At 77.9% G+C, this 1192-nt stretch carries 1 protein-coding gene; it reads right to left on the minus strand.

From position 1 onward, the window contains the following. The coding region (locus AC5LSR_RS19770; protein ID WP_493468802.1) for a lanthionine synthetase C family protein at nt 1-1133 on the minus strand (1133 nt) is incomplete at its 3' end. Nucleotides 1134-1192 lie beyond the last annotated feature (59 nt).

The raw sequence follows: 1192 nt of genomic DNA on the forward strand, positions 1-1192 counted from the left end.
ATCGGGTCGAGGCTGGTGGTGGAGGCGTCGGCGGCGGCGAACCAGGCGGTAAGTGTCACGCCCGCCCAGCCGTGGCAGATGGTCGGGGTGGTGAGCCGGGCGAGCTGGGCCGGATCGCCGAGGCAGGCGGCGAGGGCGTGTTCCGCGGCGGCCTGGCGGGTGCGGTCGCCGCGGGCGATTGCGGCGAGCTGCTGGGCGCGGGCGAGTCCGGGGACGCCGTAACACCACGACGGTCGGGTCGGGCCGGCCTGGGTGGGCCGGCCGGCCCGCAGGTCTGCGGCGGTGAGGTGCTCGGGCCACCACGGCCCGGCGGGTGCGGGCTGGCGCCAGGTGTCGAGCCAGTCGCTGATCCGGTCGATGGCCTCGGCGTGCCCGGCAACGGTGACACCGGCGCGCAGCGCGAGCGCGAGGAACGCGAGCGGGCCACCGCCGATGCCGTGGGCCGTCCCCAGGTTGGCGTGACCGCCCAGGTCGTCCGGGTCGCCGGGGGGCGGGTCGCTGGCCCACCAGCCGGGCGCGTCGGATCCGACGGTGTCGCGGGTGGGCAGCGGCCGGGTCAGCGCGACCAGGTAGTCCAGGACGTCGCGGACGAGGGGGCCATCCGGGTCGCGTCGCAGCAGGTACGCGCCGAGCCCGGTCAGGCCGCGGACGACGTCGAACTCGGCGAGCCGGGGCCGCTGCGCCGCGGTGATCCGGGCCCGGGCCGCCGCCAGCCGCGCCCGGGTGAGAGCGGCGACAGCGGCGTCCAGGGTTGCCAGCGCCTCCCGGTACCGGTGGGGTGCGGCCGTGGTAGCGGCGAACGCGACCGCTGGGGCGCCGAACCACAGCCCGGCGCCGCGTCCGACGCTGAGGCCGCCGGCGGTCGCGCAGCGCAGCCACTGGTGGACGAGCCCGTCACGCCGGTCGGGGGGTGCGTGCAGCGCGTGGAGAAGCGCGATGCCGGGCGCGCCCTTGGACAGGGACTGGTGGTGCCACCGCCGGCTGGCCGGCGCATCCTGCTCGTCCTGCTCGTCGCCGCCGGGCGGTGGCGGGTCGGTGAGCTCGGCGGCGATGTCGGCGGCGAGCGCGTGCGCACGCTCGATGTCGGCATCGGCGAGCCACAGCCTGCGGCGGACAGCGGTGGTCCGCGTCATCGCTGTGCTCCGGCGGCGTCGGCGAGGGCGATCGCGCGGGCGAGCCGGTGGGTGCGGGT

This window comes from Protofrankia sp. CiP1_Cm_nod4, from assembly GCF_982290645.1.